Annotated in this window: 23 protein-coding genes and 2 pseudogenes; 18 read left to right on the forward strand and 7 right to left on the reverse strand. The window is 63.4% G+C overall.

Annotated features, from left to right (window positions below; all coding sequences use genetic code 11):
* Positions 1-58 precede the first annotated feature (58 nt).
* From E3T33_RS08525 to E3T33_RS08535, 3 genes are all read left to right on the forward strand, one after another.
* Positions 59-382, forward strand: a complete 324-nt coding sequence (locus E3T33_RS08525) for a metal-sensitive transcriptional regulator (RefSeq protein WP_092325111.1) — start codon at positions 59-61, stop codon at positions 380-382.
* A gap of 51 nt (positions 383-433) precedes the next feature.
* Entirely contained in the window at positions 434-742 is a 309-nt protein-coding gene (locus E3T33_RS08530; protein WP_092325109.1) for a thioredoxin family protein, read from the forward strand.
* A 582-nt stretch (positions 743-1,324) separates the two neighbouring features.
* Positions 1,325-2,890: a molybdopterin-dependent oxidoreductase gene (locus E3T33_RS08535; RefSeq protein WP_134476212.1), complete on the forward strand. Its 1,566-nt coding sequence runs from the start codon at positions 1,325-1,327 to the stop codon at positions 2,888-2,890.
* On the opposite strand, the gene E3T33_RS08540 is transcribed toward E3T33_RS08535, so the two are convergent.
* Complete coding sequence (locus tag E3T33_RS08540) at positions 2,883-4,130, reverse strand: MFS transporter (RefSeq protein WP_092325105.1); 1,248 nt, start codon at positions 4,128-4,130, stop codon at positions 2,883-2,885. The genes E3T33_RS08535 and E3T33_RS08540 overlap by 8 nt on opposite strands.
* Positions 4,131-4,227: 97 nt before the next feature.
* On the opposite strand from E3T33_RS08540, the gene E3T33_RS08545 reads away from it, so the two are divergent.
* Positions 4,228-5,193 carry a DNA topoisomerase IB gene (locus E3T33_RS08545; protein WP_241982883.1) on the forward strand — a complete coding sequence of 322 codons (966 nt, stop codon included), beginning with the start codon at positions 4,228-4,230 and terminating at the stop codon, positions 5,191-5,193.
* Between the two features lie 589 nt (positions 5,194-5,782).
* On the opposite strand, the gene E3T33_RS08550 is transcribed toward E3T33_RS08545, so the two are convergent.
* Positions 5,783-6,280, reverse strand: coding sequence for a hypothetical protein (locus E3T33_RS08550; protein WP_198417259.1), 498 nt, complete (start codon positions 6,278-6,280; stop codon positions 5,783-5,785).
* A gap of 17 nt (positions 6,281-6,297) precedes the next feature.
* Here E3T33_RS08550 and E3T33_RS08555 point away from each other — a divergent pair.
* A pseudogene (locus tag E3T33_RS08555) lies at positions 6,298-6,453 on the forward strand (IS1380 family transposase); the annotation flags it as partial.
* A 420-nt stretch (positions 6,454-6,873) separates the two neighbouring features.
* Here the strand turns inward: E3T33_RS08555 and E3T33_RS08565 are convergent.
* Complete coding sequence (locus tag E3T33_RS08565) at positions 6,874-7,575, reverse strand: FadR/GntR family transcriptional regulator (RefSeq protein WP_092325097.1); 702 nt, start codon at positions 7,573-7,575, stop codon at positions 6,874-6,876.
* 175 nt (positions 7,576-7,750) lie between these two features.
* On the opposite strand from E3T33_RS08565, the gene E3T33_RS08570 reads away from it, so the two are divergent.
* A complete protein-coding gene (locus E3T33_RS08570; protein ID WP_134575138.1) occupies positions 7,751-8,665 on the forward strand; it encodes an NAD(P)-dependent oxidoreductase in 915 nt (304 codons plus the stop codon).
* A 22-nt stretch (positions 8,666-8,687) separates the two neighbouring features.
* The gene (locus E3T33_RS08575; RefSeq protein ID WP_134575139.1) at positions 8,688-9,539 is read left to right on the forward strand and encodes a class II fructose-bisphosphate aldolase; all 852 of its coding nucleotides are present in this window, start codon (positions 8,688-8,690) and stop codon (positions 9,537-9,539) included.
* On the opposite strand, the gene E3T33_RS08580 is transcribed toward E3T33_RS08575, so the two are convergent.
* Entirely contained in the window at positions 9,536-10,372 is an 837-nt protein-coding gene (locus tag E3T33_RS08580) for an aldo/keto reductase (RefSeq protein ID WP_092325090.1), read from the reverse strand. The two genes, E3T33_RS08575 and E3T33_RS08580, sit on opposite strands and share 4 nt — an antisense overlap.
* 55 nt (positions 10,373-10,427) lie before the next feature.
* Entirely contained in the window at positions 10,428-11,405 is a 978-nt protein-coding gene (locus E3T33_RS08585) for an aldo/keto reductase (RefSeq protein ID WP_134575140.1), read from the reverse strand.
* Positions 11,406-11,779: 374 nt separating this feature from the next.
* Here E3T33_RS08585 and pdxA point away from each other — a divergent pair, with 374 nt between their 5' ends.
* From pdxA to E3T33_RS08635, 10 genes are all read left to right on the forward strand, one after another.
* Entirely contained in the window at positions 11,780-12,802 is a 1,023-nt protein-coding gene (gene pdxA / locus E3T33_RS08590) for a 4-hydroxythreonine-4-phosphate dehydrogenase PdxA (RefSeq protein WP_241982884.1), read from the forward strand.
* Positions 12,799-13,575: a DeoR/GlpR family DNA-binding transcription regulator gene (locus E3T33_RS08595; RefSeq protein WP_092325086.1), complete on the forward strand. Its 777-nt coding sequence runs from the start codon at positions 12,799-12,801 to the stop codon at positions 13,573-13,575. The genes pdxA and E3T33_RS08595 overlap by 4 nt, the downstream gene beginning before the upstream one ends.
* Positions 13,576-13,817: 242 nt before the next feature.
* Positions 13,818-14,495, forward strand: coding sequence for an aspartate/glutamate racemase family protein (locus tag E3T33_RS08600; protein ID WP_092325084.1), 678 nt, complete (start codon positions 13,818-13,820; stop codon positions 14,493-14,495).
* On the forward strand, positions 14,492-15,973 hold the full coding sequence (locus E3T33_RS08605; RefSeq protein ID WP_092325082.1) for a four-carbon acid sugar kinase family protein: 1,482 nt from the start codon (positions 14,492-14,494) through the stop codon (positions 15,971-15,973). The genes E3T33_RS08600 and E3T33_RS08605 overlap by 4 nt, the downstream gene beginning before the upstream one ends.
* 107 nt (positions 15,974-16,080) lie before the next feature.
* On the forward strand, positions 16,081-17,055 hold the full coding sequence (locus E3T33_RS08610) for a sugar-binding protein (RefSeq protein WP_092325080.1): 975 nt from the start codon (positions 16,081-16,083) through the stop codon (positions 17,053-17,055).
* 83 nt (positions 17,056-17,138) lie between these two features.
* Complete coding sequence (locus E3T33_RS08615) at positions 17,139-18,653, forward strand: sugar ABC transporter ATP-binding protein (protein WP_092325078.1); 1,515 nt, start codon at positions 17,139-17,141, stop codon at positions 18,651-18,653.
* Positions 18,650-19,696 carry an ABC transporter permease gene (locus tag E3T33_RS08620; RefSeq protein WP_092325076.1) on the forward strand — a complete coding sequence of 349 codons (1,047 nt, stop codon included), beginning with the start codon at positions 18,650-18,652 and terminating at the stop codon, positions 19,694-19,696. Before E3T33_RS08615 ends, E3T33_RS08620 begins: the two co-directional genes overlap by 4 nt.
* Positions 19,697-19,759: 63 nt before the next feature.
* Complete coding sequence (locus E3T33_RS08625) at positions 19,760-20,647, forward strand: NAD(P)-dependent oxidoreductase (RefSeq protein ID WP_134575141.1); 888 nt, start codon at positions 19,760-19,762, stop codon at positions 20,645-20,647.
* A 119-nt stretch (positions 20,648-20,766) separates the two neighbouring features.
* The gene (rbsD, locus tag E3T33_RS08630; protein ID WP_092324198.1) at positions 20,767-21,171 is read left to right on the forward strand and encodes a D-ribose pyranase; all 405 of its coding nucleotides are present in this window, start codon (positions 20,767-20,769) and stop codon (positions 21,169-21,171) included.
* Between the two features lie 130 nt (positions 21,172-21,301).
* Complete coding sequence (locus tag E3T33_RS08635) at positions 21,302-22,378, forward strand: tartrate dehydrogenase (protein WP_092324199.1); 1,077 nt, start codon at positions 21,302-21,304, stop codon at positions 22,376-22,378.
* Between the two features lie 81 nt (positions 22,379-22,459).
* On the opposite strand, the gene E3T33_RS08640 is transcribed toward E3T33_RS08635, so the two are convergent.
* The gene (locus E3T33_RS08640) at positions 22,460-22,681 is read right to left on the reverse strand and encodes a hypothetical protein (RefSeq protein WP_092324200.1); all 222 of its coding nucleotides are present in this window, start codon (positions 22,679-22,681) and stop codon (positions 22,460-22,462) included.
* 74 nt (positions 22,682-22,755) lie between these two features.
* A pseudogene (locus E3T33_RS08645) lies at positions 22,756-23,721 on the reverse strand (ATP-binding protein).
* Here E3T33_RS08645 and E3T33_RS15230 point away from each other — a divergent pair.
* Complete coding sequence (locus E3T33_RS15230; RefSeq protein ID WP_166784445.1) at positions 23,636-24,220, forward strand: hypothetical protein; 585 nt, start codon at positions 23,636-23,638, stop codon at positions 24,218-24,220. The pseudogene E3T33_RS08645 and the gene E3T33_RS15230 overlap by 86 nt on opposite strands.
* The last annotated feature ends 2 nt before the right edge of the window (positions 24,221-24,222 follow it).

Consider the following 24,222-nt stretch of genomic DNA (forward strand, 5'->3'; position numbering starts at 1 on the left):
CCCCCAGGGGTACATATCCACTATACCCCCGGATACCACCAGGGGGTATAGTTGTGTCATGAACGAATCGACCGAAGCGGCGGGCGCGACGCATTCCGGCCCGCACGGGTACATCTCGAATAAGGATGATTACCTCAAACGCCTGCGCCGGATTGAGGGGCAGGCCCGGGGCCTGCAGGGCATGGTGACGGACGAGAAGTATTGCATCGACATCCTCACCCAGATTTCGGCGATGACGAGTGCCCTCCAGTCGGTGGCCCTGGGGCTTCTCGACGAGCACCTGAACCACTGCGTCGTGAATGCCGCCGCGGCCGGGGGCGACGAGGCGGACCTGAAGATGCGCGAGGCCTCGGCCGCGATCGCGCGATTGGTCCGCTCTTAGTCCCACCGCTCTGTTGATTGAACGAGCCCTTCGACGAAACGGGAGCACGTCATGAAAGCGGAGATCCTCCACATCGACGATTGCCCCAGCTGGGAAGAAGCGGGTCGTCGCCTTCGCGTGGCGCTGGATGCGACCGGCCATCAGGTTACGGTCATCACGTACACGCTCGTTGCCTCATCCGCCGCGGCGGCGCAGGTGCCATTCGCTGGCTCTCCGACCATCCTCATTGACGGCACTGATCTGTTTCCCTCTGCTGGGCGCACCAACGACCTCGCGTGCCGGGTTTACATGACACCCGAGGGCCTCGCTGGCCGACCGACGCAAGGACAGCTTCAGGAGGCGCTGGCGTCTCATGGATGAGAAGGCGGAGATCCGTTGTTCCTGCTGTGGCCGTCCGTTCCCGCGCCGTCGTCTCCACGCGCTCGGAGACTCCGAGGCCTGCCGACGATGTGGCCTGTGGGTCGCCCTTCGACTCCACCCCGACCTCCGATAACCGATCCGACGCTCCGCGAAGCCGCGTCTGCATCGCGGACGACATTCTTGCCCCCTTGCGGTTTGGCTAAGAATTCAGCCTGAGGTGTAACGCGATGCCCGCCGACCTCGCCTTCCGGGGTCGGCAGATAACAAGGGGCGTGGCGGCGACGAGGCATTCGGAAAGAACCATGTCCAACCGTCCCACAAGAGGTTCCCATGAAGAAAGTGCGCGAATAGGGCGAAGATCGACGATTGCGCACTCGGGCCGTCCGATCGCGTCCCGGTTGCGCGACCGAGATGGTCCTTGAATCACTTACGGCGAGTTGCTCATCGGCGGTGTCCAATCCCGCGCCGGGACACCGAGAAATTCCTCCGGCATCCGTGTTGCGCAATGGCCATCCAAAATGGCATCGGCTCCGAATACAGGTAAGCAGGGGTTTTCTCGCCCCGGCGAAGCCGGAGGCAATAATGGACACGAGCAAATTCACCACCACGCGACGGCGACTCTGGCCGTGGGCTGCCATTGCCGGTGTCGTGAGTGCCGGCGCATTCCTGGCGGTCGCCGAGCTGGTGGCGTTGCTCATCGCGCGCGACGGGAGCCCCATCCTGGGGGTCGGCTCGTTCGTCATCGACATCGTGCCGCAGTGGGCCAAGGAGTTCGCGATCCAGACCTTTGGATCGAACGACAAGCTATTCCTTCTGATCGGTCTCGGTGTCGGGATCGGGATCGCGGCAGCGGCCGCAGGGGTACTTGAATTCGTCCGCCCGCTGATCGGTGTCGCAGTCCTGGTCGTCGCCGGCGTCGCCTCGGTCGCCTCCGCAGTCACCAGAGCTGCGGCCACACCCTTCGCCTCCCTGCCGACCATCATCGGAACCGTGGCCGGCAGTGTGCTGCTGTATCTGCTGGCTCAACGACTGCGCTCGTGGCGCGACAGTGTGGCCGAACCGGATATGCAGCGTGCGGCCCTGGACCGGCGAGGCTTCATCCGCTTCGCGGCAACGGCGGGAGCGATCGCTCTCGTCGTCGGCGTCGGAGCACGAGTTGTGAACGTTACCAGCTCGTCGATCGCCGGGATCCGTAAAGCCCTGAAGCTGCCGGCGCCGCGTTCGACGGTGACGATTCCAGCGGGCGCCGATCTGCGCATTCCGGGCATATCTCCGCTGTTCACGGCGAACAAGGACTTCTATCGCGTGGACACCGCGCTGAGCGTGCCATCCATCGATCCCGAAACGTGGCGGCTCACCATCGATGGCCTGGTCGACAAGCAGGTGAGCCTGAGCTTCGATGACCTCGTCGGGATGGGGCTCGACGAGTACGTGATTACGCTCACGTGCGTGTCGAACGAGGTCGGGGGCAACCTGGTTGGAAATGCGAAATGGCTGGGCGTGCCGATCCGCAACATCCTGAGCCTGGCATCGCCGAGATCGGGCGCCGACATGGTCCTGTCGCGCAGCGCCGACGGATTCACCGCCAGCACCCCGCTGTCGTCCCTGACCGACCCAGGCTTGAACGCGATCCTCGCGGTCGGCATGAACGGCGAACCGCTTCCCCTTGAGCACGGGTTCCCTGTGCGGATGGTCGTGCCCGGGCTCTACGGTTACGTGTCTGCCACCAAATGGCTCACCGAGCTGAAAGTGACGACGTTCGCGGCGGACACGGCGTATTGGACTCCCCGCGGGTACAGCGCGACGGCTCCGATCAAACTGTCGTCCCGCGTCGACACGCCCCGCATCAATAAGGCCATCGATCCGGGATCCACGAGGATCGCGGGCGTGGCGTGGGCGCAAACGGTCGGCATCGCAGGAGTCGAGGTGAACATCGATGACGGCGACTGGCAGCAGGCGACGCTGTCGACCCCGGTCAACCAGGACAGCTGGGTTCAGTGGTATCTGGACTGGAACGCATCCTCGGGCACCCACTATGTGGCTGTTCGGGCGACCGACAAGAACGGCAAGCTGCAAGAGCAGGAGCCCAGCCCGATCGCACCCAACGGTTCAACCGGCTGGCAGAAGACACTGATCCGGGTCAATTGAAGGTTGGGCCTGGCGCCGAGTTGGTCCACGGCGTCTTAGCTGACCCTGAACTCTGCCGGTCAGACCGGAAGAGCCACCGCACGATCGCACCGCAGCTGACGAAAAGGGCGCCGCTTACCAGAAACGGTACTGACAAGGACAGCGACGACGCGAGCACCCCGCCGAGAGCCGCGCCCACCGTGAGACCGATGAGACCGAGAACCTTGGACGATGCATTGACCCGGCCCCGAAGGCCCTCGGGAACTAGGCGCTGCCGAAGCGACCCCACGCAGATTCCCCACACGACGGAGTGCAGGATGTACGCGGCCAGGAGAGCGGCGGCCACCCACGGGATCCGGACGAACGCTAGCGCGAACATGGCCACGGCTCCGAGGCAGAGACTTCCCACGATCGTCCATCCGTATCCCACTCGTGACCGTAGAGGAGCAGCAACGATCGAGCCGACAAGACCGCCCAGTGCGGAAATCGCCAGGATCAGGCCATACCCCGCTGGGCCAAGTCCCAGCCTGTGCTGGGCAAACAAGACCAGAACGGAAAACGGCATCATGTACGCGACACTCGCGAGCCCGCCGACGACAGCCAGGCCGCTCAGCAGACGATGCCCGCGGAGCCAACTGGCGCCGTCGGCGGCTTCACGGAACACGGATCGGCGAGGCGATGAAAGGGCGTTGACGGCGCCCTTGCGCGGGAGCGCGAGGAAGAAGAACCCGGCCGCCGTGTAGAGGCCGCCGGCGGCCAGGACCGGAACCGCCACCCCCAGTGCGAACAGGAAGCCGCCCAGTGGCGGACCCGCGAATTCATCGGCGACGAGTTGAGCTGCCGAGATGCGGCTGTTCGCCTGGTCCAGTTTGTTGGCGGGAACAACGGACGGCAGGATCGAAAGTGCCGCGTTGTCCGCGGCAGTCTCCAGGATTCCGACGCCGGCGAGGACGATGTACAGAAGCGGAATGGAACCCAGGCCGATCGCGAACAGGACCGCCATAATGACCAGGAGCGCCGCCCGACTGAGATTCGTAATCCACAGGATCGTTCGACGGTCGAACCGATCGACGTAGACCCCGACCGGGACAACCACGAGCAAACGCACCGCCGAGTACATGGCGGCAAGGCCGGCGATGAGAATCGCATCCGTCGTCAACGATGTCGCGAGCAGCGGTATCGCAACGAAAATCAGGCCGTCGCTCAGATTGCCGGCCGCACTGCCCGCCCACAGCTGCCTGAACCCTCTACCCAACGACACGTGCAAACCCTAGCTGCCCCGAGCCATCGACGATTTATGTCGAGGCGCCGAAATGCTTCCGCGCCGGGTTCTGGCGCAGCTCTGGTATCTTCACCGTGTGACCCGACTTCGACGGAGCGACACGACGAAGCCCGGCTTCGCCAGGCGGCGTGCGGGGCGCGGCTTCAGCTACCGGGATCCGGCCGGTGGACTGGTAACCGACCCGCAATTGCGGGCCCGATTCAATGCCCTGGCAATCCCCCCGGCATGGACGGATGTCTGGATTGCACCGCATCCGAACGCCCACATCCAAGCGACGGGACTGGACGACGCCGGCCGCCGCCAGTACCTCTACCATCCGGCGTGGCGCCTCAAACAGGACAGAGTGAAGTTCGATCGGGCGCTCGCGCTCGCCGAGACCCTTCCGGCGGCACGGGGAACGGTCACCCGTTGGCTGCGCCAGGACGGAGAGTCCCGCGAACGCACGCTGGCTGCGGCCTTCCGGATGCTCGACAGCGGGTCTTTGCGGATCGGTAGCGAGCGCTACACCGACGCGCACGGCAGCCATGGCCTCTCGACCCTTCTCAGCTCGCATGTGCAACTCGACGGCGACACCCTGTTCCTGCGTTTTCCCGCCAAGAGCGGTCAGGTCTGGGAGAGCAGCATCAGGGATCCTGACCTCGCCGCTTTCCTCCGGGAGGGCAATCGCTCCCCGGACGACCCTGTTCTGAGCTGGTCGGAGGGCGGCGAGCGCCGTGCACTCACCGCCACCGAGATCAACGCGTTCATCAAGGAGCGCACGGGATCTGATTTCACCGCGAAGGACTTTCGCACCCTGAGTGGAACTGTCGTCGCGGCGGTCAGCCTGGCGGCGGCCGGACCGGCCGACAGCATCCGCGAACGCAACGCTGCGGTCTCGCAGGCGATGCAGGATGCGGCGGACGTGCTCGGCAATACGCCCACGATCGCGCGGAAGAGTTACGTGGATCCGCGCGTACTCGACTATTTCATCGCGGGCGAGACCATCGGCACGACCAGGCTCGCCTCCGGCGAAGCGGCACTGCGAAGCCTGCTCATCAGGTGACTGTCCGTGCATGAGGTCAGCTCGGCGACGCGGCGTTTGCGAGCATTCATAACGTCTGCAGCCTGTCGCGGGTGACTGAAACAAAACAGCCCCTGGTTTCCGCGGAAACTCAGGGGTTAAAGCTGGGGCACCTGAACTCGAACCAAGAACAACTGATGCGAGCCGGACTGCGAGTCTCGGCGGCTTCCCATCCCCAAGTCCCGCGTGATTTCGCGGAAGTTGGTGGATGTAGTTCACCAGTTGCTACGTATCGATACGGGCTGTTCTGGCACTTTCCGAGGCTTTTTGGCACTCAAAGTGGCACCCGCGAAACTCGGCATGAAGTCGGCCGGAAGCCGCGCCGTTCGCCGCCCGCTGAGAGCCAAGTTCTTTCAAGCGGGGTAAACGGAGCGACTCTTCAGTCGGAGCGCCGCAGCCCATTATTCGCGGCGCGGGCGAGTGCGGTTAGGGTCCCCCTTGCGAGCGACATAGCGAGACAATTCATCGTTGGTGGCACAGCCGACCGTCATGACGCGCGCAAGCGAAACGAAGCTGCCCGGGTCACTACCTACGCGGGCAGCGCTGGCGATTAGCAGTTCCACGTCGCGGTTCAGCGCGGGCCGGGAGAGCTAAACCGGCGGTCAATGATTGCGACGATCGCTGCGGCTGTGGCGATGCCGGCGGCGAGGACCGTTGGAAGGTGGAGCGCCGTGCCGATGAGCGCACCGGCGGCGGCGGTTCCGGCTGAGCCTGCGGTGATTTTCAGGGCGCCGACCCACACGAAGATCTGCCCGCGCGCGGCGGCCGGGGAGTGTTCGCTACGCGCGGCGAGAGTGGCGGCGAAGAAGTACGAGTTCGCGATGCCGACCGCGGCATACGCGACGACCGCGGCGGTGAGATTCGGAACGAGCAACACGGCGAAGAGAGCGGCAGCGACGATCAGGGCGAGATAGGGCATGAGCACGTCCGCATCACCTCGAAGAGGGCGAATCATCACATCGACCGACCCTGCGAGACTGCCAGCGCCGTAAGCGGCGATGAGCGCCGCCGCCGCGCCCGCGCCCTCCCCGAGGCTGGCCGTCGACGACACCGCGACGATCGGCAGCACTGCGACAGACAACGGCGGCCGCGATGGCCTTCAACCTCACCCGCGCCGCGGCGACCATCGCCGGCACCGACCTGGCCAAAGCGACCACGGCCACCATCCGACGCAAATTCGTCACCGTCCCAGCCAGGATCGTATTGTCCGCCAGACGCATAATGCTCCACCTGCCCGGTTAATGGCCATGGGAAATCGTGTGGACCACCCTATTCCGCCACAGCACCGAGCGCCCCGACCCGCGCCCAGCTGACGACAAGACCCCCGAACCAAACGACTAGAACCACGAGTGGAACACCACGGGCAGCGAGGCCCCGCGTTCAACCGCGCCCAACAGCCCCAACCCGGGTCAGAGCCCGACCCGAGCCCCACGCCGATCGGTGGATCGAGGCTAAGTCCGCACCCTGCCGCCGTGACCAGTAGCAGCTATCTGTCGGCAGCGCTCCTCGGCGGGCTGCAGGTCAACTCCCCACTGGGGTGGGCGTGGGCGGATTCGATCGACGCTCTCGTGATTGCGGGTTGCCATTCAGACTGGAAGCCTGATTCCCGGGAGATCGCGGACGCTAAGGAGCGGGCACATGATCCACGTTAGATCCAAAGATTCAAATGTGAAGAACGTAGGTCTTGAGATCGCTCATGGTCTGGGCCATGTGGCTGTCCATCGCGAGTCGCGCGCGCTCGGGGTCACCGGAGGCCAGAGCTTCAAGTATTTGGGCGTGTTCGCGGAGGGCGTTCGCCTGAATTTGCACGATTTTGGAGGTCTGGGCGCGCCGTGCTGAAAGAACGTGTGACAGCGGTGCGAAAAGGACGGCTACAAATACGTTGCCCGAGGCGTGCAAGATTACGTCATGGAATGCGAGGTCCGCTTCGACGAAGCGGCCGACATCGTTGGCCGCGTGAGCCTCGCCCATTGCTGTCACGTGCTCGAGCATGCTCTCAAGTTCTTCCGCGGTAATGCGGCGGGCAGCGAGTTCGGCGGCACCGGACTCCAGCATTCGGCGCAGTTCGATCAGCTGAACCGCTGCAGTGGCGTCGTTCTCGCCCTCGGCGGCTGCGCGCAGGACGGCCCCCATCGATGTCCAGCGCCGCAACTCATTCACGTAGGTGCCGCGCCCGCGCTCGATCCGGACCACGCCTTGGGCTTCCAGGGTTTTGACGGCCTCGCGGACCGTCATTCGGCTGACCTCGTGCTGCGCCGTGAGCTCGAGCTCGCCCGGCAGGGTGGACCCGGGCGGGAATTCACCGGACACGATCCGGTTAAGGAGGTCATCCGATACCATGCCCACCAGTGACTGACGTGCCATGCTGCTCTCCTCCCGGGAATTTCCTGTTCAGCTTACGGTGTGACACACACGCGACGGGTACGGCAATAGCGCGCTGACTCGCGCGCTGTTCAGATCTTACTAAAGATAAGATGTCAGACACGCGCGCAGTGCGAACCTGAGCGTGTTCAGCCATCAATCTTCGGGAGATGTCGCCATGCAAACGCCGATCGACAGTCACGCCAATCAGGTCATCGTCACCGTTCTGGGCCTTGGTGCGATGGGCCTACCCATTGCCACCCGGCTGGTCCGGCAGTTCCGAGTCCACGGCTTCGACCTCCATGAGGATCGGAGACTTCTGGCTGCCGCCGTCGGCGTGGAGACTTTCGATTCCGCTGCTGCCGCCGTCTCCGGAGCAGGAATTGTCCTAGTCGCCGTGCGAACCGGCGAGCAACTCAATGACGTGCTCTTCGGTGCAACCGGAGTGGCCGAAGCACTGTCGTCTGGTTCCGTCGTTATCTTGACCAGCACCGTCGGCAGTGATGCGATCCCGGCGGCGGAGAGGTTGGCCGACCTGAACGTCGCCCTCGTGGACGCACCGCTTTCGGGAGGACCGTTGCGGGCCAGCGCAGGCGACCTGCTCATCATCGTGGGGGCCGAGCCCCGGGCGTTGGAACGGGCGCGGCCGGTTCTGGAGTGTCTCGCCTCCACTCTCACCATCGTTGGAGACAAGCCCGGGGACGGCCAGGCGCTGAAGACGGTCAATCAGCTGCTCTGCGGTGTGCACATTGCGGCAGCCGCCGAGGCGCTGGCGCTGGCGGATGCCCTCGGCCTGGACCTGGCCAGGACTCTCGAGGCGCTTGAGGCTGGGGCTGCTGGCTCCTTTATGCTGTCCAACCGCGGCCCTCGTATCCTCCAGGCGTACGACGAGGATGGCGCCCAGGTGCTCAGCCGGCTGGACATCTTCGTAAAAGACATGGGGATCGTCGGCCGAGCCGCGCGCGCCGCCGGGTCGCCCTCCCCGCTGGCCGCCGCCGCAGAACAGCTTTACCTGCTGGGCCAGGCGCAGGGCCTGGGTGCGGCAGATGATTCCGCCATCATCAAAGTTCTCGCACCATCCAAACGGTCCTGACCCAACACAAAGGAAGTCTCATATGCGCACTCAACTCGACGTCCTCGTCCGGACCGCACTCGCCCGCGGAGCTGCGGTGCCCGCTTTCACCTGTTACGACTTCACGACGGCGCTGGCCGTGGTGGAAGCCGCGGAACACATCGGGGCGGGGGTGATCCTGCTCGTTGCACCCAAGACGGCCGCTTCGCCAGTCGGGCTTCGACTCATCCGTGCCCTGCGGGGACTTGCCGACGCTGCCGCGGTTCCCGTTTCCATCCAGCTTGACCATGCCAGTGACATCACGGCCATCCTGGCTGGAGTGGCTGCAGGCGCCGACGCCGTCCTGGTGGATGGCTCCGCCCTGACCTATGAGGAGAACATCCAGCTGGTTCGGGCGGCACGGGACGCCATCGGCGACCCCGGAATTGTGCTGGAGGCGGAATTGGGGGGGTTAGCCGGGGACGAGGACAGGGCCTTTGCCCTGAACGCCTCCGGACTCACCGATCCCGGGCAGGTGGCCGACTTTGTAGCCCGTTCCGGGGCGCAGCTGCTCGCCGTTGCGATCGGCAATGTGCACGGACGGTACGCAGGCGAGCCCCGGATCCGCTGGGATGTACTGGCTGACATCACCAGCAGAACCAAAGTCCCTGTGGTGCTCCACGGAGCGTCCGGACTGGCCGCCCAGGACCTGGCACAGGCACCGGCGAGTGGGGTGGGGAAGGTGAACTTCAACACAGAACTGCGCACCGGAGTTCTGTCCATGCTGCAGATGGAAATCCTTGCTCACCGCGAGGACGGGGAGAACCTTCTGGGGATCCTTGACCTCTGGCGGGAGACGGTGCGGGCATTCACCACTGCGTCCCTGGAGACGCTCTCAGGACGCGCGAACCACTAGATCTGGGGGAAATCGAAAGTGGCCGGATCGCCGCTGGTCCGCAGCCCGGATTCGAGCCCATTGATCGAGTCAATTTCCTCCTGGGTGAGCGAGAAATCAAAGACATCGATGTTCTCGTGCACGCGATGCTCGCTCACTGACTTCGGAATGACGATGAATCCGCGCTGCAGGTGCCAGCGCAGCACGACCTGGGCAGGCGACTTCCCATGATTCTGGGCGATGCTCCGCATGACGGCACCGGTCAGATCCTGTCCCTGGCCGAGGGGGCTGTACGATTCAACGGCGATCCCACGGGCGGCGGAGTACGCAATGAGCTCGGCCTGCTGGAAGCTCGGGTGCAGTTCGATCTGGTTCACGGCCGGAACGATGTCGCCCTCCGCCAGGATCCGGTCGAGGTGAGGCTGGAGGAAATTCGACACCCCGATGGCGCGAACGACACCATCCGCATAAAGCTTCTCCAGCGCCTTCCAGCTTTCCACGAAGAGGTTGTGGCGCGGGTAGGGCCAGTGGATCAGGTACAGGTCGATGACGTCGAGCCCCAGCTCTTTGCGGCTCGTCTCGAATGCCCTGAGAGCGCCTTCATGCCCTTGATCGGCGTTGCGGAGCTTGGTCGTGATGAAGATTTCGTCGCGCGGGATCCCGCTTGCGCGTACGGCTTCGCCGACTCCCGCTTCGTTGGCGTAGGCCGCCGCGGTATCGATGTGGCGATAGCCGGCTTTCAACGCTCGGTCGGTTGCAGCGCGCACATCGCCAGGCTCGATTTGGTATACGCCGAAGCCCAGCTGGGGGATCTTGACGGAGTTGTTGAGGACGATTGAGGGAATGGTCGGCATTGGTTCTCATCTCTATTGGGGTGGTGCGTGATGTTCTCGGCTCTGGGGCAAGTGTCTAACGGTTGTAGTTGGCCATGGGGCCTCGGAGCGTCAATCCCACGTCATCGCACGCAGCGATCACATCCGCTGCCAGCGGGCCCTTCTCCGCCGCGAGGATGTTGGAGTGCAACTGCTCGAGCCGCGAAGCGCCCAACAGGATAGCGCCGACGTCCGGTCTATTCATCAACCAGCGCAATGACAGTTCGATGAGCGTGATGCCGGCGCCGGCAGCGATCTTTGCCAGGGAATCGATCGCGGTGAAGAGCCGAGGATCCCAGTACCGCTGTTTGTACATTTCCGCCAGCTTCGAACTTCCGAAACGCCCCTCAGTGGGCAGCTCGGCGAACCGGTGACTTCCGGTGAGCAAACCGCCGCCCAGCGGGTTGTACACCATGGTCAGCAGGCCGGTCGCGCCGGCGAACTCAAGATATTCTTCCTCGATGCGCCTGGCCACCAGGTTGAAGAGCTGTTGCGCGACGACGGGACGCGGGGTGCCGATGGCATCCGCGACGTAATTGAGTTCGCTGATCTGCCAGGCAGCGAAATTCGAGACGCCCAGAGCGCCGATCGTCCCCTGCCGAACGAGTTCCGCGACGGCGCCCATGGTCTCCTCCAGGGGAGTGGCGCGGTCCGGCTGGTGCAGATAGAACAGGTCGATGCGCTCGACTCCCAGGCGGCGAAGACTGCCGCTGACAGAGCGGCGCAGACCGGCGTCGGAGAGCGGGGAGTGCTCCCCGGCGTCAGGATTCGGCATGCCCGCCTTGGACGCTAGCAGAACGGAATCGCGGCGTTTGGGTAGGAGTGAGGCCAGGATTTCCTCACTCGCTCCACCGGCGTACACGTTGGCCGTATCAATCACGGTGATGCCTGCATCCAGGGCAGCGTCGACCAGCGAGGCAGCCGTGGCAGCGTCGACTGTGTCTCCGAACGTCATCGTGCCGAGGGCAACGTGAGAGATGGGCAGGTCGAGGCCTGCGACATGCGTTCCATGCATCGGCGTACTTCCTTCAGCCAGGTCTTCTTCTGTGGATTACCCTGCCATGATTGCGCAAAACGCGCAAGCCAAGTAGCGTGATGTGCGCAGGAGCGCTGTGAACGTGGACGGTAAGAGGGCATCGGAGAGGTGAGGAATGACGCGCATCGTGGCGCAGCCCGTTCCGTTTTGAACGCACTAGGCATTGCGTGGCTCGAGCCGCCGGCCGAAATCCAACAGGGGGCGGTACTTTCACTTACCGACCGCAACACGCTTGTCGTCACCAGACCCGGAACTTTCGGAGGGCACGGCAGCCTGCGCACCATCCTCGACCGCGTCCACGCATATCTGGCAGCCGGGACCGTCCAGCCGGAGATGCCTAGGAAGGCACATTCATGAATACCTTTGAACCGCAGGACCTGCCCGTCCTAGCAGTGACGATGGGCGACGGTGCGGGCGTGGGACCCGAAATTGTGGTTGCGGCGCTCCTGGACCCGAAGACGAGTGCGGAAAGCCGGCCCGTTGTCATCGGCGACGCGCTCCGGCTGCGGCAAGTCGCTGAGCTCATCGGGGCCACGGTCGCGATCGTGCCCGTCGACAGCGTTGCCGATGCCGTGTTCGAGCAGGGCCGGATCAACGTCATCGACCTGGCGTTGCTGCCTGAGGACTTGCCTTGGGGAGAACTGTCCGCGGCGGCAGGTCACGCGGCCTACGAATACATCAAAGTCGCAGCGGAGCTGGTCATGTCCGGTGAGGTCCAGGCAATCTGTACTGCTCCCTTAAACAAGGAGGCGCTGCACGCGGCCGGCCACCTCTATCCGGGCCACACAGAACTCCTCGCCAGCCTGACCGGAACGGATGAAGTGTCGATGATGCTGTCACCCAGCCGAATCAAGGTCATCCACGTCACGACGCATATCGGCCTGGTGGACGCTGTAAGGAAGATCAACCCGGGGTTGGTGGAACGCACAATTCGCCGTGGGCATGAGGCGCTAGTGCGGGCGGGCAACCCCCAGCCGAAAATCGGCGCCTGCGCTATCAACCCGCATGCCGGCGAGGGCGGACTGTTCGGCCAGGGCGAAGAGGCCGAGAAGATCGAGCCCGGCGTCAGGGCGGCGCGTGGTTCAGGCATCGATGTGTACGGTCCTCTTGCGGCAGACACGCTATTCTTCCTGGCTGGTCGCGGCGACTATGACCTGGTCGTAGCGATGTATCACGATCAGGGTCATGGTCCCGTCAAGGTCTTGGGCATCGAAGCCGGTGTGAACATCACGGTCGGAACGCCGGTGATTCGCACCTCGGTTGATCACGGCACCGCCTTTGACATTGCGGGAAAGGGCATTGCGGACCCGCGAAGCATGGTCGAAGCGCTGCACCAAGCAGCAGAGATGGCCACTCGCCCGGGCGTGGCCGCATGACACCGTCGGAAACCCGCCGTGAGGAGATCGTTCGCCTGGCCACCACGGCGGGTACGGCTAACGTCGAGGATCTGGCTATCCACTTCCGTGTCACGGCGTCAACAATTCGCCGGGATCTCGCGGCATTGAACGCACAAGGCAAGCTCGCCCGCACCTACGGAGGCGCACTCGGTCTCGTCGCGCACCCCGAAGCTTCATTACGGGAACGCATGGGCGAGGCCTACGAGGAAAAGCGTGCCATCGCACGATGGGCCGCGGCCCGGGTGCAGCCAGGCGAGAGCTTGCTGCTGGATGCCGGCTCCACCGTCGCTGCCGTCGCCCATGAATTGCGCTCGGCCAGGGATCTTCGCGTTGCGACCGTGGGGTTGACCGTGCTCCAGGAACTGGCAGATGCCAAAGGCATCCAGGTCGAATGCCTGGGAGGTCGATTGCGTCGGCTGAGCCAAAGTTTCCTGGGGTCGCTGACGGAAGCCGCATTGGAACGAATGACGTTCGATCGAGTCTTCCTCAGCGCCGACGCCGTCACGCCAGGCAACGGCATCTGCGAGGCTGACCTGGAACAGACCAGGCTCAAGGAGCTCATGGCGCGGAGAGCAGAAAAGATCTACGTTCTTGCACACGGCGCCAAGCTGGGCAAGAGCCCGTTCCATGCGTGGGCTCGCCTTCCGTTGCCGTGGAATCTCGTCACGGACAATTCCGCTTCCGAAGATATCGTCGACGCATTTGTCGCCGAGGGCGTCACCGTTGTTGTCGTGGACGGCTTGAGCGCGTAACTGCCGCCGCCGTGCCCGCCTGGTTTCGGGTCTTCCGGCGCGCCCTCCGGGCCTCTGCCGCCGCCCGGCGCGGTACCTGTGAGGATGCCCGGCCCCTGCCGTGGCCCCTGCCGTGGCCCCTGCCGTGGCCCCTGCCGTGGCCGCCGATTCGGAATTGTTACCTTACCGGATTGACAAGCTCGCGCGCTTCGATAAAGATAAGTCATCAGACGTCCTGCGTCTTACCTCAAAGGAGATTAGTCGTGTCAAAGAAGATTGCGATCCTGCATACCAGCTTCGTGTTTGTCTCCGTGGAGCCGGTGATCAACAACCTCATCGCAGAGCTCATTCCGGACGCCGAGGTCATTCACTTCGTTGACTCTGACGTCCTCGCCACGGTCGTTCGCGAGCAGGGGATCTCGGCGAACAGCGCATTGCGGATGACGCATCTTGCGCAGGCGGCAGAAGCGGCCGGCGCCGATATCATTTTCTCGGCGTGCTCGTCGCTGGGCCCGGCGCTGGACGTCGCTGCCCGCAGCGTTCACACGCCCATCGTGAAGATCGACGAGGCCATGGCCATACAGGCAGCCCGCGAGGGAACCAAGATCGGTGTCCTGGCCACCGTCCCCACCACGCTCGGACCGACTTCTGACCTCATCTCCGCACGGGCAGCGGAGATCGGGCGAACGGTCACGATCGAGCAGAGGTTGTGCAGCGGTGCCTTCGATGTGCTGATGTCGGGAGACCGTGCCAAGCACGACGAAATGGTGACCGAACAGGCCATGGATCTGGCGAAGAGTGTTGACATGATCGTCCTGTCGCAGGCATCTATGAATCGTCTTGCAGGCAGCCTGCACGAGCAGACGAAGCTTCCGGTGTTGTCCAGCCCCCGCATCGGCGTGGAATATCTGGCCCAGCGCGTCGCGGAACTCGGGGAATGAAGCCGAAGAACCTCGCCGAGGAGGTGAGGGATGCCGACGAGTTGTTGGTCGCCGGACCCCCCGTCCTGCGCCTGCCCGAGGCCCGCCTGCAGATTCGCGAAGCGAACGCCGCCAGCCGAACCTGGGTGATCGTGCTCGATGACGATCCGACGGGAAGCCAGTCGGTTCAGGGTGTCCCGGTGCTCACCGGGTGGACCCCTGACGATCTTCACTGGGCTTTCGACCAGCCCGCGAATGGCTTCTTCATCCTCACCAACACCCGAGGGCTGAACCAAGACGAAGCTCGGGCCACCATTAGGGACGTCGCTGACGTCATCGACCGAGTCGCCACCGAGCTGGGCGCGCACTACACGTTGATCACACGCAGCGACTCGACCCTGCGCGGGCATTACCCCCTGGAAACGGACGTGCTCATCGATCTCGCTCGTTCAGCGGGTACGCCCTACGACGCCTTGATCATCGCCCCTGCGTATATTGCGGCGGGAAGGGTGACCGAGGGCGACGTCCACTATGTCGGCACCGGAACCTCTTTTGTACCGGTCGGCCAGACGAACTACGCGCAGGATGCGACCTTCGGGTTCACCAGTTCCAACCTGCGGGACTACGTGCAGGAGAAAACGCACGCGGCCGTCTCATCGGACAGCGTTCTCAGCCTCAGCCTCGAAGACATCCGGGTTGGTGGGGCGGAACGAGTGCGTGACGTTATCCGCAGCTGCAAAAACGCCACCCCGATCATTGTCAATGCGCTGGATGAGGCCGATCTCGATGTTGTCGTCCTGGGCCTCATCCTGGCGGAAGGGGACGGGGCTCGGGTACTGAGCCGCACCGGCCCCTCCTTCGTCGCGGCGCGGCTCGGCATCAAGGGTCGGGCACCGCTCTCCCATGATGAGGTCTTCGCCTCTGGAGAACGTTCGGGAAACGGGTTGGTGGTCGTCGGTTCCCATGTTGAATTGACCACCCGACAGGTCGCGCGGTTGAAGCGCGATGTCGCCGATCTGGCAACCATCGAATTGGACGTTCCGAGACTGCTCGATCCGGCGCAGGCCGACGACGAAATGTCCCGGTGCGGTGATGCCCTGGTGGCAGCCCTCAACCGAACCGATGCGCTGCTCGTGTCAAGCAGGCAGCAAATCGTGGGAGATTCGGGTCATTCCAGCCTCGTAATCGCTCAGGCCGTATCGCACGCGCTGGTGACGCTAGCTGCGCGAGCCGTCGACGAAGTCCCGCTGAAATGGGTACTTGCCAAGGGTGGAATAACCTCAAGCGACGTGGCCACAGAGGGGCTCGACATTCGCCGTGCAACGGTCGTCGGACAATTGTTTCCCGGAATCGTTTCGGTCTGGGTTCACGAAGGCGGTATCGGGCGGGGGCTAAAGGGCCTCCCGTACGTCGTCTTCGCCGGCAATGTCGGGGATGAGTCCACCCTCGCGGACGCAGTCCGTATTCTGCGAGGCAATCAGGCGGGCGTGGGCCTATAAGAACAACGAATCGTCATTTACGAGTGGACGCGGTCGAGAAACGGTGTCCACCAGGAGCAGCAGTACCCACGGCAACAGTTCTATGCACTGATTACAAAGGAGTAGTAATGCGAAAAATCACCATCGCCGCCGCCATGCTGGCCGCGGCAGCCTTCGCCCTCTCGGGCTGCAGCGCGACGACCACCGAAACCAGCCCGGCGGCAGAATCGACCGGTGACAAGCCGGTCTACGTGTTCCTTCCCAAGTCCCTCAACAACCCCTACTGGGTGGACGCCCGCAAGGGAATGGAAGACGAAGCGGCCAAACTTGGCGTCACGGCCAAGTTCCTCGGCCCGGACACAGACGATGCCGCCGCACAGGTAGCCATCTTCGACTCAATCCTCGCCACCAAACCTGCCGGGATTGCCATCTCACCGAATGACCCCGCGAGCGTTCTCGACAACATCGCCAAGGCGACGGCGGCTGGCATCCCGGTCATCGCGTGGGACGGGCCGGTTCCCAACAGCGACGTGTTGGGCTACATCGGAACGGACAACGTCGCTGCCGGTGTCCAGGCAGGCGAGGCTCTGGCCAAGAGCGTCGGCAATAAGGGCAAGGTGGCGGTTGTGATCGGCAGCCTGAGCGCGGTCAACCTCAACCAGCGCCTCGAGGGAGTCAAGAAGGCATTGGCGAAGCACCCCGACATCCAGCTGGTAGCCACCGAGGTTTCCGGTGAATCCGTCGCAACCGCGCAGACAGCCTCCGAGACGATCCTTCAGGCCAACCCGGACCTCGCCGGATTCATCGGCATCGGCGGTTCCGACCTTCCCGGTATCGCCGGGGCTCTAAAGTCGGCCGACAAGTGCGGAACCGTCAAGGCCGTGGGCTTCGACGTTGTTCCGCAGGGTGTTGAGGGCATGAACAACGGCTGCGTGGATGCGCTCATCTCGCAGAAGCCCTTCGGAATGACCGCACAGGCACTCCAGATCCTGGTTGACTTCCACAACAAGTCGTCCAAGCTGGAGAAGGACTTCGTGGTCGACACCGGCGTCGTGACGGTCACTCCCGACACGCTGGCGGAATTCCAGAAGACCGCGCACTAGCATCCACACGGATTGCGGGGTCGGCTGAGAATCCGCCGGCCCCGCATGTCATCCACACCCGTACCAAGCACAAGGGAGCAGCAATGGCTGAGCACACGCTCATCGCAATGCGGGGTATCGTCAAAAGGTATCCAGGCGTTACCGCACTTCGCGATGTCAGCTTGTCGGTCGAGCCGGGCGAGGTGATGGCTCTCGTCGGGGAAAACGGTGCCGGCAAGAGCACACTTTTGAAGATACTCGCCGGTGCGGCACGTGCCGATGAAGGCGTCATCGAGGTGTCCGGCCAGGTCGTTCAGGTCCATTCGCCTCGTGAGTCGCAGGCCCATGGAATCGCTGTCATCTATCAGGAACTTAACTTGGCCAATGATCTCAGCGTTGCCGAGAACATCTACGTTGGTCGGGAGCCGAAGACCCGATTCGGGACCGTTGACTTCCACGCGATGAAGAGCGGCGCCAGTCGGCTCCTGACCAGCCTCGGAATTAACATTTCGCCAGACGAGATCGTCGGAAACCTCAACATCGCCCTGCGCCAGATGGTTGAGATTGCGAAGGCGCTGCTCGTCGACGCTCGCGTTGTCGTGATGGACGAGCCGACCTCTTCGCTGACCGAAGAGGAAGTGGCGACCCTCCTCACGCTCGTGCGCCAGCTCCGCGCCACCGGCGTGAGCGTGATCTACGTTTCGCACCGCATGCGTGAGATTTTCGAGATCGCCGATCGGATCACGGTCATGCGTGACGGATCGGTTGTGGGCGTGTGCGATGCCCAGACAACCAGCCCGAACGACATCGTCCAGATGATGGTTGGCCGTGAACTGGAAGACCTCTACGGGGTGCGCACCGTTCCCGTGGACCACACGGCGATCCCCACGCTGGAAGTGCGGGGACTCAGCTCCGGGGCGCTGCTGCACGACGTGAGCTTTTCGGTTCGACCAGGAGAGATCGTTGCCCTGGCCGGATTGATCGGCGCCGGTCGGAGCGACGCAGCGATGACAATCTTCGGTGCGGTCAAGCGCCGCGGAGGAGAAATCCTCATTGACGGACAGCCGATGGCGTTGCGGACGCCGAATGAGGCAATGGCTGCAGGGATCGGTTTCGTGCCCGAGGACCGGAAACGCCAAGGGTTATTCCTGGGGCTGCCCGTCAGAGAGAACATGTCATCGGCCTCTCTGCCCAGGATCAGCCGGTTGTCCGTAGTGTCGCAACGCCAGGATCGAGAACTCGCTCGCAGATATGCGAAGCAGCTTGGCCTGCGAGAGTCGGCTATCGAAGTCGCCGCCGGCACCCTCAGCGGCGGGAACCAGCAAAAGGTGGTTTTGGCTCGTTGGCTTGCCCGACTCCCCAAGTTGCTCATCCTCGATGAGCCCACGCGCGGCGTCGATGTTGGCGCGAAGGCCGAGATTTACCAGCTGATCCGTACGATCGCCGGCGAAGGCGTCGCGGTGCTGGTCATCTCTTCCGAGCTGACTGAAGTTTTGGGAATCGCCGACCGCATCCTCGTCATGAGAGAGGGTTACGGCGTCGGCGAACTCGACGCTGCCCAGGCAACCGAGAAGCGGGTCATGGCTATGGCAACAGGAGTACAGGAGGACGGTTCATGACAAGCAATGGAGAGATCGTGAAGCAAGAAACGCACGGGGCGTCAAGTACCAACCAGCTTGCACCAGCGATTGCGCGTACGACGCTGGGCCAGAAGACCCGCAAAACGCTGCGGAAGATCGTCACCGCGCGCGAGTCAACCCTCGCCGCGGTCGTGATTCTCCTCGTGGTTTACCTGTCGTGGGCTTCTCCATACTTCTTCACAGCCGGGAACCTCACGGTTGTCGGACGGCAGATCGGTCTTGCCCTGATCATCAGTGTAGGAATGACCTTCGTCATCCTGATCGGCGGAATTGACCTGTCCGTGGGGTCCGTGGTCGCGTTTGTTAGCGTCCTGACCGGCGTTTTCATAGTAAACTTGGGGATCTCGCCGATTGTGGCAGTGCTTCTCGCCCTGGTCGGGGGTGCCGTTGTGGGGCTCGTGAACGGCTCAATCAATGCGTTCATGGGCATACCTTCGTTCGTCGTGACGCTTGGCATGTTGGCTGTGGCCCGCGGCTTGTCCCTGGGCATTACCAGTGGCTCGACGATCAGTGGGTTCCCGTCCGAATTCCTGTTCATTGGACAGGGTGCCTATCTCGGTATTCCCATCCCGGTTTGGGTCGCGGCGATCGTCGCCATCGCGGCGCACCTCGTGCTCACCCGCACCACGTTCGGCCGTCATGTCTACTTCGTTGGATCAAATGAGGAAGCGGCAAAGCTGTCGGGCATTCGAGTCCGACGCGTGAAGATCTCGGTCTTCGTCATCGCCTCGACCCTCGCCGCCGTTTCAGGGATCTTGGAAACCGCGCGATTGAGCGTGGGCCAGCCCGCTGCCGGGAATGGATACGAGCTGCTGGCTATCGGGGCAGCCGTTATCGGTGGAGCAAGCCTCTTCGGCGGAGTGGGCGGAATCCTGGGAACAGCACTCGGAACCTCACTCCTCCTGCTGATCCAGAACGCGCTCATCCTCCTGGGCATTTCCGCCTACTGGCAGCAGGTGTTTAGCGGGGTGATCATCGTGGGCGCGGTCGCTTTGAACATGTGGCGCAAGCAACGTAACTGACACGCACATCACAACAGCGCGTCGAACGGACGCGCATAACACTGCAGCACAGAAGGAGCAATCATGAAGGTACTTATCACCGGAGCCCACGGTAAGGTCGGCCGTGCCGCCACCCAGGCCCTGCTGGACGCCGGTCACGACGTCCTCGCGACGGACTTGACCCGCCCCGGATTTGAGCGACGCGCCGAAGGAACGGCCCGCTACCAGATGGCCGACCTGACGGATGCCGGAGAGGCGTTCGCCGTCGTGAGCGGCGTCGATGCCGTCGTGCACGTGGCTGCGATCCCGGAGCCAACCGGAAACCCCGCGCATGTCGTGTTCCGCACGAACCTGATGGCCACTTTCAACGTTCTCGAAGCGGCCGTCCGGTTCGGGGTGAAGCGCTTCGTCAACATCTCGAGCGAGACGGTCCCCGGTTTCTTCTTCCCGGAGCGGGACTTCCTGCCCGACTACGCCCCGGTCGACGAGGAACACCCGGCCCACCCGCAGGACCCCTACGCCCTGTCCAAGCACTTCGGCGAACAGCTGATGAACGCTGCGGTCGAGCGGTCGGACATCCGTTGCATCTCCCTGCGCCCGAGCTGGGTTCAGAACGAAGGCAACTACGAGCAGAACCTTGGGCCGCAGGTGCGCGACGCCGCGGTGCTCAGCCCGAATCTGTGGAGCTACATCGACGTCTATGATCTGGCAGACGCGATTGTGCTGGCCACCGAAGCCGACCTGCCCGGGCATGAGGTTTTCTACATTGCCTCACCGGACAACGTCGGTGGACGGGACTTCGGCGAGATCCTGCACAAGTACTACGGCGACACGATCGAGCTTCGACCAACTGATCGGCCTGACGCCTCGGGAATCTCCAGCGCGAAGGCGCAGCGCATGCTCGGCTGGACCCCGAAGCGGTCGTGGCGCGACTACCTCGACGCCGACGGCAACGCGCTTCCGCGCGGCTGAGCGCAGCCCACGATGCCGCTGACGGGCGGTGCAGACAATGCATCGCCCCGTCGGTACCACGCTGCCTTCGGCAAACCACATTCAGGCGAGTAGAACGACGTAAGAAACACGAGGAAACAGTGAGACGCAACAACGGCACCCTGCACCCACAACTTTCGCGAGTGATATCCGAGTGCGGGCACACCGACTCCATCGTCGTGGCCGATGCCGGCCTTCCCATTCCCTCATCAGTCGAGCGAATCGATCTGGCGTACCGAGCCGGAACACCGTCCTTCCTGGATGTTCTGGAAACGGTTCTGGCGGAGTTCGTTGTCGAGAAGGCCATAGTTTCGCTTGAAATGGTCGAGGATAGCCCCGAAATGTTGCAGGCAATCACGCAACGGTTGGTCGAGGTCGGTGTTTCAGTGGAGTTCGTGCCGCACACCGAGTTCAAGCAGAAGACCCACCAGGCTCGCGCGGTGGTTCGCTCCGGCGAGTTCACGCCGTACTCCAACGTTCTCTTATACTCGGGCGTTCCTTTCTAGGGAGGCCACCCGATTGGGAGCCTCGAAGGAAAAATTTCCGACGATGCAGGGAGCGAACCCGGAGAAGCCGACCCGACCAGGCGGCACCCGCAGACCACCGGACTACATAAACGAAATATGAGGCCACACCTTGACTATTGCCCCGCTAAGAATCGCAGCGATCCCAGGTGATGGCATCGGAGCGGAGGTGGTGGCCGCTGGGCGTCGCGTGATCGACGCGCTTGCCGCGGCATCGGATGGACGACTCGCCGTCGAGTGGACCGAATTTCCGTGGGGTTGTGGGTACTACGAAGCGACTGGGTCCATGATGCAAGAGGGTGGAGTGGCGGCTCTGCGAGACTTCGATGCCATCTACTTCGGCGCAGTAGGGTGGCCGACTGTGCCCGACCACGTGAGTTTATGGGGTCTGCGCATAGCCATCTGCCAGGGGCTTGACCAGTGGGCCAACGTCCGACCGGTCCGATTTCTCCCCGGCGTGAAAAGCCCGCTTCGGAAAGCCGACGAGGTTGAGCTTGATTGGATTGTCGTGCGCGAGAACAGCGAGGGCGAATATTCAGGCTTCGGCGGTCGAAATTTCGGAGGGCGTTTGCCTGGCGGAGAGATAGCCGTGCAATCCTCGGTCTTCACCGAAGTAGGTTGCGAACGAATCATCCGCTACGCCTTTGAGGTGGCTCGGACGCGTGTCCGCAAGAAGCTCACGAGTGTAACCAAGAGCAACGCGCAGCAGTACGGGATGGTGTTATGGGACGACGTTTTCAAGAGGGTTGCGCATGATTACCCCGATGTTGAGATCGACACCTGCCTTGTTGACGCGATGGCCGCACGCTTTGTGCTGCACCCCGAGCAGTTGTCTGTGGTGGTCGCCTCGAATCTCCACGCTGACATCTTGTCTGATCTCGGCAGCGCGCTGGCCGGAAGCCTCGGCCTGGCCGGTAGCGCCAACCTAAACCCGGAGCGGCGTACGCCGAGCATGTTCGAGGCCGTGCACGGCAGTGCGCCCGACATCGCCGGCCTTGGCATCGCGAATCCGATCGGGGCAATCGAGAGCGCGGCGCTCATGCTGCGCCATCTCGGTTTCCCAGCGGAGGCCGACTGTATCGAGCGTGCTATCGATCGCACGACCGCCGCCGGCGTGCTGCCCCGTGACCTGGGCGGGGAAGCGAACACCGCGGAAGTGACTGCGACGATTCTGCGTTTCCTCAACTGACTCAGGTGCGCCGGCCTAGTCATATGGTCGAGGCGACGCTCAGTCCAGACGGTGCGCGATGTCCCGAACGAGGCCAGCCTGTTACAGCTTCGTGTCGACGTGTCGCAGGTACTCATCGGTCACGGTGAAGGTGGCTGGGCCGGCGTGTGGTTCGCGGTGTTCGCTGCGGTCGCGGCATCCGGCGAGGCCGGCGCGGAGCTTGAGCGAGTCGAGGGTGGGCCAGAGTGCTCGTTGGTGCCAGTCCACGAGGGCGGAGGAGGCTTTGGCGGAGCGGGTGTCGTACGCAGCGCGGTGCGAGACCATGAGTGAGTATTTGCGGGTTCGGGGGCCGGTGAATATTGCCTTCGGGGGCCACTGGCGCCCGACCGCGCGAGCCTTTATGCCTTGACCTGGCCGGCGGTGTGTTCTCGCATGTTGTGGCCGCCGGTCTCGACCCAGATGGTGTTGTGCACGATGCGGTCCATGATCGCGTCGGCGTGAACCCCGGAACCGAGACGCTGGTGCCAATCCTTTTGGGCGTATTGGGTGCAGAACACCGTTGATGCTTGGTCGTAGCGGCGCTCGAGGAGTTCCAGAAGCATGCTCCTTGTGCTCTCGTCGGGCTCGTCGAGGAGCCATTCATCGATTACCAGGAGCTTGAATGCGGCGTACTTGTTCAAGAACTTCGTCGTGCCGGAGGGTTCATCGCGGGCCAGCTGCCAGGCCTCTTCGCGCTCCGGCATCCGAATGTAATGTGCTCGCACTCGGTGCAGGCACGCGGCCTACGCCAGCGCGCACCCCAGATGCGATTTCCCCGACCCGGTGAATCCTTGAAAAACGACGTTCTGCTGCCGGTCGATGAATGAGCACGTGCCCAGCCCCGCGATCATCGATCGGTCAAGGCCGCGTTCCTCGACGAGGTCCAGGCGGCGCAGGGCAGCGTTTGGATTTCGCAGGTTCGCCCGGCGGATCAGCCCCTCGACCTTGGTTTGGGTGAAGACGAAGTGGGCGTCATCGACGGCGAGTTTGATCTTCTCCTCGAATGCCAGACCGAGGGTGAGGGTGTCGTCCTGTGCGTCGAAGGCGTCCAACAGGGTGGCGACGCCCATTTCGCGGAGTTTGCGTTTGGTCTCGATATCCATCCGGCTCATCGTGCACCGCCTCCGGCGTAGTAGTCGGCGCCGCGGACATATCCGCCGGATTCGGGTTCGGTGGGTTCGAAGCGCGGAATCCTGCGGGTACCTTTCTTGTCTTGCCCGGTCTCCAAGATATGTTCGCGTGACCGAGGAACTCCTTAATATGAGGGAGAGGAACGCCGGCGCGCAGCATCTGCATCGCGCGGGCATGCCGAAGCTGGTGAGCATGGATCTTCTCCGGAAGCTCCGAACACTGCGCTCGTGCCGCGGCGGCATGTTTGTTCAGCAAGTAGGAGATGTTGTCCTGGCTCATCTGGTGGCGGCGACCTGCCCGGACCGTGAAGGACAACGGGGCTGTTGTCTCGGGGGCGCCGGGGTGGAACTCGCGTCGGTAGTGGTCGAGATGGCGTGCGGTCTTGTCCATCAGGGGAACGGTTCTGCTTTTGCGCCCTTTGCCGGTGAGCGTCACGCGGCTGGCGCCGATCGTGGTGTCGATATCGGCCGGGGTCAGGTCGAGGATTTCCTGGATCCGTGCTGCGGCATCGAAGGTGAGCAGGATGAGGGTGGTGTCCCTGCGACCGCGGCTGGTGTCTTGCCCGGGTGCGCGGATCAGCGCGTCGACGGCGGGCATGCTCAACCCGTCCGGAGCCCGCGCCGGTGTTCGGGCGGGCTTCACCTGTCTGACACCCAGCCAGATCGACACGAGCGACGCGCGATGTCAAGCTGAGT

The sequence above is a fragment of the Cryobacterium sp. TMT1-2-1 genome (assembly GCF_004403955.1).
GTDB lineage: Bacteria > Actinomycetota > Actinomycetes > Actinomycetales > Microbacteriaceae > Cryobacterium > Cryobacterium psychrotolerans.

Excerpts from the sequence above, each read along its gene's own strand:
- E3T33_RS08525 (WP_092325111.1), top strand. The coding sequence starts at position 59 with ATGAACGAATCGACCGAAGCGGCGGGCGCGACGCATTCCGGCCCGCAC.
- E3T33_RS08530 (WP_092325109.1), top strand. The coding sequence starts at position 434 with ATGAAAGCGGAGATCCTCCACATCGACGATTGCCCCAGCTGGGAAGAA.
- E3T33_RS08535 (WP_134476212.1), top strand. The coding sequence starts at position 1,325 with ATGGACACGAGCAAATTCACCACCACGCGACGGCGACTCTGGCCGTGG.
- E3T33_RS08565 (WP_092325097.1), bottom strand. The coding sequence starts at position 7,575 with ATGGCACGTCAGTCACTGGTGGGCATGGTATCGGATGACCTCCTTAAC.
- E3T33_RS08570 (WP_134575138.1), top strand. The coding sequence starts at position 7,751 with ATGCAAACGCCGATCGACAGTCACGCCAATCAGGTCATCGTCACCGTT.
- E3T33_RS08575 (WP_134575139.1), top strand. The coding sequence starts at position 8,688 with ATGCGCACTCAACTCGACGTCCTCGTCCGGACCGCACTCGCCCGCGGA.
- E3T33_RS08580 (WP_092325090.1), bottom strand. The coding sequence starts at position 10,372 with ATGCCGACCATTCCCTCAATCGTCCTCAACAACTCCGTCAAGATCCCC.
- E3T33_RS08585 (WP_134575140.1), bottom strand. The coding sequence starts at position 11,405 with ATGCATGGAACGCATGTCGCAGGCCTCGACCTGCCCATCTCTCACGTT.
- pdxA (WP_241982884.1), top strand. The coding sequence starts at position 11,780 with ATGAATACCTTTGAACCGCAGGACCTGCCCGTCCTAGCAGTGACGATG.
- E3T33_RS08595 (WP_092325086.1), top strand. The coding sequence starts at position 12,799 with ATGACACCGTCGGAAACCCGCCGTGAGGAGATCGTTCGCCTGGCCACC.
- E3T33_RS08605 (WP_092325082.1), top strand. The coding sequence starts at position 14,492 with ATGAAGCCGAAGAACCTCGCCGAGGAGGTGAGGGATGCCGACGAGTTG.
- E3T33_RS08610 (WP_092325080.1), top strand. The coding sequence starts at position 16,081 with ATGCGAAAAATCACCATCGCCGCCGCCATGCTGGCCGCGGCAGCCTTC.
- E3T33_RS08615 (WP_092325078.1), top strand. The coding sequence starts at position 17,139 with ATGGCTGAGCACACGCTCATCGCAATGCGGGGTATCGTCAAAAGGTAT.
- E3T33_RS08620 (WP_092325076.1), top strand. The coding sequence starts at position 18,650 with ATGACAAGCAATGGAGAGATCGTGAAGCAAGAAACGCACGGGGCGTCA.
- E3T33_RS08625 (WP_134575141.1), top strand. The coding sequence starts at position 19,760 with ATGAAGGTACTTATCACCGGAGCCCACGGTAAGGTCGGCCGTGCCGCC.
- E3T33_RS08640 (WP_092324200.1), bottom strand. The coding sequence starts at position 22,681 with ATGGTCTCGCACCGCGCTGCGTACGACACCCGCTCCGCCAAAGCCTCC.